We start from the raw sequence: 6,992 nt of genomic DNA, 5'->3' as shown, positions 1-6,992 counted from the left end.
TGTGCTCGAAAGTTACTTTTTGATAGCCTTCTTTTCGACAGGCTTGATTTGTTGTTGTTTCCATAGGATACTAAAAGTGTTTAATTTTTAGTCAACCTATTTTAGGACGATTCATGTGGTAGGGTTTCTGCTAACGTTTCGCGGCTTTGCGAGGTTGCGAACTTCGTAACCGAATTCTTTCTGCTAAGATAATATTTCTTGCGAAACGAGAACGTGATTTCACTAAAAAATTCGCAATCTCGCAAAACCGCTGTTACAAGCTGCCCTTTTTTTCACGTTGAATTTCTTTTTAATAAATTTTCGTTTTTTCTTGTATATTTAAAATTTGTCCGTAATTTTGTTCGTATCCGTAAAAACGTCCGTAAATGATAAATATTAAATTCTACCTAGATAAAGCCGACAAAAGTAAAAGGTTTCCAATTCATCTTGTTTTGCGTCAAAAAGATTTGCAAATTAAAGTTGCAACAGGCGAGAAGATAATGAAGAAAGATTGGGATAATAAAAACCAATTGGTTAAAGAAACTGAATACTCCCATAAATCAATTAATAAGTTTTTAAATTTCTTGAAACAAGAAGTTGAAAAATATTTTGAAATTGAGCCACACACAAACTTTACAGATAAAAAAATTAAAGAAAAAATAGTTTCTTTGGTTAATAGTAGAAGAGAAAATACAGATATTAATATTGTTTCTGAACCGCCAATTGAATACGAATCAAAATCTAAAGTGACTTTTGTAGATTTATTCGCTGGAGCTGGTGGATTTAGTGAAGGTTTTCTTCAAGCAGAATATGAAAACAAATATTATGATTTTAGATTAGCCAGTGATATTAATGAAAATTGTGAACTTACTCATTTGGCAAGATATAATTATCAACTTGGATTAGATGCAGAATTTCTACGTCAAGACATAACTGAACCCGATTTTTTAGATAATTTTCTAAAGAAGATTGGAAACAAAGAAATTGATATTGTTTGTGGCGGACCGCCTTGTCAAAGTTTTAGTTTAGCAGGAAAAAGAAAAAAATTTGACAAAAAAGATGACTTGTTTGCGCATTATTTAAAAGTAATTAGACAATTACGGCCGAAATATTTTGTAATGGAAAATGTCAAAGGAATTTTGACAAAAGAACAAGGCAAAATTAAAGAAATGATTTTACAAGAAATTAGGTCAATAGTTGATTTAAAAGAATTTAATCAACTTATATTCTTTGTTTCTCAACTTAAAAAAAATCAAATAAAAGATTCTTTTATTTTAGAGTGTTATAATTTACGGTTACAGTTTGAGAAGGCAACAGATAAAGAATTAGATGCTTTAAAGAATACATATATTCATAATTTAGAAAATAAATTTAGGCTTTTAACTCCAAAAATAGTTAATTACAAAACAAGTAAAACTGATAAGAATATTAGTACAATCCGTCACGGATTTAATCTGCTGAAAAGAGTTAAAGAACTTGAATATATTAGAAAAAAAGTGATTAATGAAAAAGCATTTTCCAATTTGGATAATGATTTTTTTGCTGATAATTTTGATGATTTTCTAACTTCAATTGAACCTGAAACTATTATTGAAAAAATTCATATTTCTTTCAATAATTTAAAGCCTAATGATATTTATGCAGAAGAAGTAAATCAAATTATTACTGCACTTGAAATATTTGATTATTCTTTTGACGAATGTGTTAAAGGATTGACTTCGTTTGTTGTTAAAGCTAACAGAGAAGGTGAATTTGAAACTATTTTATCTAAAATAAGATTATATAATATTGAGCAACCATTTGTTGCATTAGCATCAAATTATGGAGTTCCTCAAAATCGCGAAAGAGTTTTGTTCATTGGTTGTAGAAAAGATCAAAAGTTGATTAATGATGTTCCATCAACTGTAAATCAGAATGATAAAGTAAATATTTTTGAAGCGATTTATGATTTAGATTTTATTGGAAATAATGATGAAAGATTTGATTATGAAAAAATTAATTTGAAAGCACAATACAATGGTTCTACTGAAAAAATGAAATCATTAATAAAAAAGAGAAATATTGACGGAAAACCAAATGAAAATGATGGATTGAGTTATTCAGAATGGTCAAAAAAAGGTCGTTTAAATGGAAGATTTGCTAATGCAAAAAATCCTTTTTATGTTAGAAATTTTGAAGAACTTGAAAATACTTTAACGCACCTTGTTGCTCCTTTACAAAATCATAAAACTAGTAAGCAAAATGAAGATGTAATTAAAAGATTAAATGTTATTCTGAAATCTGGTAATTATGAATCTGCAAAATCTAATTTAAAAGAAATTGGATTAGAATCTGATAAAAGAAGTTATTCAGTTTTAAAACCTGAAGGACAAAGTTCTACAATTATGACGATTGCTGACGATTATATTCACTATTCAAATCCAAGAGCATTAACTGTAAGAGAAATGGCAAGACTTCAATCTTTTGACGATTCATTTGTATTTCAAGGAAAGCGCTCAACTGGAGGAAATAAACGTAAATTTGAAGTCCCACAATTTACATTAGTTGGGAACGCAGTTCCACCACTAATGGCTAGAGCGGTAGCTCTAGAAATTTTGAAGAACATAAAATAGTTCGTTTATGAGACAATTAACTCCTATTGAAATTGATAGAATAAAAATCTTAACAGAAAATTCAGTTGAATTATGTTTGATAGAACCAACAGAAACTGGATTGGGTAAATCTATTATGGATGCAACTGGTTCAGTTAGAAATTTTTTAAAATCTAAAGGAATACACAACTTTGAATTACAGAATCAGGGTCAAGAAAGCAAAGTTCAAATTACTTCAAAATTAATTGATTCTGATAAAGTCGTAAATTCTATTGCGTCTTTATATCGTCCAAATACAAAAAATGGTGACCCTAGAATTTGGTTTAAAGGTTTAGGGAATTATTCAAAAGCTAATGATATTCTAGGAATAATTGAGTTTGATGGAATATTATATGTTCTTAATATTACTCAAATTGACTTGCCAAAATTATTAAACTCAAGTATTCTTAACCCTTTAAAAGAATTAGTGAATGAAATCAATCAAATTTCGAATGAAGTAGCTGAAGAATTATTGATTTTGTTAAATAAAATAGCTTCGAAAGGACCAATTCCAGCAATGCTTAAAGCAGATACCGCAATTGGTAGAACGCTTGAAACTCTTTTAGGAATTGATATTAATTCATCAAAAAAACCAGATTATAAAGGAATAGAGTTAAAATCTTATCGAGATAAAAAAGGAAATCGTAAAAATTTATTTGCTCAAGTTCCAGATTGGAAATTAAGTAAGTTCAAAAGTTCAGCCGAAATTTTAAACAACTTTGGTTACAATAGAGGAGACGATTTTAAACTTTATTGCACAGTCTCTGCATTAGTTAGAAACTCACAAGGTCTGACTTTAAAACTTGATTCTAAAATAAATCAACTTTTAGAAAATTCTGATAAAGCCAACATTGGAGATTTTATTGCGTGGAATTTAGATACTTTGCATAATCGTTTACTTGAAAAACATAATGAAACTTTTTGGATTGCAGCGGATTCAATTATAATCGATAATAAAGAACATTTTCAATTTAAAAAAGTTGAGCATACAAGAAAGCCTATTGTTACTCAATTCGATATATTAATAGAGCAAGGAATTATTACTTTAGATCATTTAATAAAAAGAAAACCAACTGGAAGTGTTGTAGAGAAAGGTCCAATATTTAAAATCAAGCCAAACTCTTTAGATTTGTTATTTCCACCGAGTCGATCTTATTCTTTAATAACTAAATAGGCTTATTTAAGTTGTTGTTTTTCAGCGTTCTGCAGTAGGGTTGCTTGTAACGTCTCGCGCGCTTTGCGATGTTGCGGACGATTTAACACCAAGCCTTCACAAATATAAACAAATTATTGAGTTAAAAACTTCCTTTCAGATAAATCCCCAAACCCGCAATATCGCAAAACCGCTGTTAGCAGCTGGCATGTTCTACAATTGGTTAGTCAATTATATTTTCATAAATCTTTCTGTTTCCTATTTTTAAAAACATCAATATTGGGGCGATAAAATATCCTGATGCTAATAAAACTCTAAATCTAAAATCATTTTTCATTAATTCCTCAATCAATGATTTTATGTTTTGTTTGTCCAACGGAATTTGAATGTGTGGCACAAAATAAACAATCGTTATTGCTAAAATCCAAAATAAAGTAAGCCCGTAAATTGTAACTAATATTTTTGGAATTCCTTTTGGTCTCCACCACAGCATTGGAATTATTATTAATAAAGGTAAAAATGCAACCACAAGCAATAGTATTGACGAGGATGCTTTTACTAATATGTCACGAAAACCAATCCATTCTGATGTGTCAACCGATAGCCAAGTTGGATAATTTACAAATCCTTCTATTTGTGAGGTTCCAAGCGTAAAATAGGAAAAAGTAAATATGATTATAAAAAACCACCGCCCTAAAAATTTAGTATCGTTCAGATAATTATTCAATAGATAAAAGGCAATCAATACTTGAATTATAGAAGGTATTATTTGATAGTAAAGACTTGATTGCATTAAATTTTGATATGTTTCTACATTAAATCCTTTAAGTGAAAGTTCAGATTGTGTAGGAAGAATTAAGAAAAAAGTACTTGATACTGAAACTAAACACATTATTATAGAGATTATAATTGACCATAACGGAAATGATTTTGGTCGAAACCATAGTAAACACAATACCGAAACTATCATTATAACTGGAACAAACGAATAGAGCATTCTGGTGATTGCATTTAGACTAATCATAAAATTGCTAAAATTTTTATGAACTGTTGCAACTTCAGCATAAATAGTGGAGTGCATAGAAGCAAATACTCCTAAATAATAAAAAGTTAGGACAAAATAAATTGCCATTATCCATAATGACTTTTGTTCATTCAGAGCTTGTTTAGTAGTTGTTTTTTCCATTTTAGCTTGTTGTTGTTAGTATTTCTGATTTTTCGAATGCTTGCTGCTAACGTCAGTTCGTCTTAAAACCGTAATTTCTTTTCAAAGCAACCTTATTAAACTCAAATATACTACTTTTTAACTACGATTGAATTGCAAATTACAAAACCCAAAAACTGTATAAGAGAAAATATATTCCTTTACAACCGCTTTAAAATGGTCGTTAAACCCATCAAAATAAAGCCAAAGCATCTTTAAATACTTTTTCATCAAGTTTGGTTCAATGAGGTTAAAAATTCTTCGCAGGTTGAAGGCTATGAATATTAATCCAACATCTGCCGAGGCGTGTTTTATGGATTTTTTGGTCATGATATAATAAAAATCCCATTGCCGTTTTATAATTCCGTAAGGATGTTCTACAATAGCTTGTCGTTTTCGGTAGAGTGCTTTGTTTTGTTCTATTCTAATTTTGTTTTGATGAATTACATCGGCATGTTGGGAGCGTTCTATCAGTCGTCCTCTTTTATTTTTGGTGCATTGTGGCATTAAGTGGCAAGTCAGGCAAGCAGATGTTTTGTAGTGTTTCATTTTGGTGATAGACTTGCCATTTACTTTGTTGTACCAATTGCCGTTGTTGGTTAGCGTTTGATTGGCAGGGCAAGTCAAGGTGTCGCTTTGTTTATCATACACAAAATGCTCTACGTCAAAATCAGGATTGGGTGCATGCGAGGCCACATCGGGAATGGCCACCAATACTTCAATTCCGAGTTGGTTGGCATACTCAAACTCACTTCCTGTATGATAACCTTTATCGTACAATGCTACGAAATCAGTATGTCCTATAATGGTTTTGGCTCTTCGGAGCATTGCGCCCATGGCTTTTGAATCGTTTTGATTGGTTACTTTAAAATCAATAGGAATATTATGTTTTTCATCTACCACGGTTTGTACATTATAGGCAACTTCGGTAATGTTGTTTCGGGTAATCATCTGTCTGCTGTCGGGATCAGAAGTGGAGATTTGAGTACTACCTGTGTCGTCTATTTTTTTTTGATAGTCTTGGTATTTTTGTTTTTGCTGTTTGGATTTAATAACTTTTTCCTGAATTTCTTTTTGCGCTATTACATCGCCATCGGCTTGCGCCAATAGGGATTGGTATTCCAAAAGTTTAGCATCAATGTAAGCAATGTGGCGTTCAATTTTGGATGGGTTAAAGTTATTTTTCTTGGAGTTTTGCGCTCGCAGTTTGGTGCTGTCGCCGGCTACCAGTTTGCCTCCAATTAGGTTAAAATGATTTGCCAAGCTCACGGTAGATTGAAATACTTTGGCAATGGCTCTTGGATTGTTTTTTCTAAAATTAGCAATGGTGTTATGATCAGGAACGAGCCCTTTTAAGAGCCACATTACCTCCATATTTCGGGAGCATTCTTTTTCGAGTTGGCGTGAAGAACGCGTACGGTTCAAATAACCATAGAGGGACAACTTCAGCAAATCTGCGGGATGATAAGCAGGACGACCGTTTTCGATGAAATCGGTTTTAAATCCTAAATCTTTCAAGGAAAGACTGTTTACAAAAAGGTCAATAATGCGAACAATATTGTCTTTATCGACGGTTTGTTCTAGACAAAAAAACTCGGTTTGGTTGCGGTCTTTTCCAGTAATGAACTTGCTCATAGTTGCTTGTTTTACAGCAATGAATTTACGAAAAAAGTACTTAAGCACCAAATAAAAAGTGTGCTTTGTTTGACAAAAAGAATGCTAAATGAGAAGAGGTTTTTAGACAGTTTGACGTCTCGCGGCTTTGCGAGGTTGCGAGCTTCGGAACCGATTATTTTCTGTTAAAGATAATATTTCTTGCGAAACGTGAACGTGAATTTACCGAAAAATTCGCAATCTCGCAAAACCGCTGTTGTGCGTTCGGTTGTTTTGGAAGAAAAAAGTTCTTATTAAATTCATATTTTGCGCAAACTTTTCACGTTTCCACTTTCACGTTTCTGCATTTTTGCACAAAAATTTTCAAGATTTCGCTTTTCAAATTTCGGAATTATTGCGCAAACTTTTCACG

The 6,992-nt window shown here is 31.4% G+C and carries 4 protein-coding genes; 2 read left to right on the top strand and 2 right to left on the bottom strand.

From position 1 onward, the window contains the following. The first annotated feature begins 365 nt into the window (after nucleotides 1-365). Nucleotides 366-2,591, top strand: coding sequence for a DNA cytosine methyltransferase (locus Q0Q96_RS01825; RefSeq protein WP_293870989.1), 2,226 nt, complete (start codon nucleotides 366-368; stop codon nucleotides 2,589-2,591). A gap of 7 nt (nucleotides 2,592-2,598) precedes the next feature. Further along, nucleotides 2,599-3,783 (top strand): MvaI/BcnI family restriction endonuclease, encoded by a 1,185-nt coding sequence (locus Q0Q96_RS01820; RefSeq protein ID WP_293870986.1) that lies wholly within the window; start codon nucleotides 2,599-2,601, stop codon nucleotides 3,781-3,783. A gap of 202 nt (nucleotides 3,784-3,985) precedes the next feature. On the opposite strand, the gene Q0Q96_RS01815 is transcribed toward Q0Q96_RS01820, so the two are convergent. Beyond that, nucleotides 3,986-4,948, bottom strand: a complete 963-nt coding sequence (locus tag Q0Q96_RS01815) for a hypothetical protein (RefSeq protein ID WP_293870984.1) — start codon at nucleotides 4,946-4,948, stop codon at nucleotides 3,986-3,988. Between the two features lie 117 nt (nucleotides 4,949-5,065). Continuing rightward, nucleotides 5,066-6,601, bottom strand: a complete 1,536-nt coding sequence (locus Q0Q96_RS01810) for an IS1182 family transposase (RefSeq protein ID WP_293870981.1) — start codon at nucleotides 6,599-6,601, stop codon at nucleotides 5,066-5,068. Nucleotides 6,602-6,992: the final 391 nt, after the last annotated feature.

The organism is Flavobacterium sp., assembly GCF_025352015.1.
Classification (GTDB): Bacteria; Bacteroidota; Bacteroidia; order Flavobacteriales; family Flavobacteriaceae; genus Flavobacterium.
Note: the sequence above shows the minus strand (reverse complement) of the source record. Positions and strands in the feature narration are given on the sequence as shown.

What these genes read in the sequence shown, in the direction of transcription:
- Q0Q96_RS01820 (WP_293870986.1), top strand. Translation starts at nt 2,599, where the DNA reads ATGAGACAATTAACTCCTATTGAAATTGATAGAATAAAAATCTTAACA.
- Q0Q96_RS01810 (WP_293870981.1), bottom strand. Translation starts at nt 6,601, where the DNA reads ATGAGCAAGTTCATTACTGGAAAAGACCGCAACCAAACCGAGTTTTTT.
- Q0Q96_RS01825 (WP_293870989.1), top strand. Translation starts at nt 366, where the DNA reads ATGATAAATATTAAATTCTACCTAGATAAAGCCGACAAAAGTAAAAGG.
- Q0Q96_RS01815 (WP_293870984.1), bottom strand. Translation starts at nt 4,948, where the DNA reads ATGGAAAAAACAACTACTAAACAAGCTCTGAATGAACAAAAGTCATTA.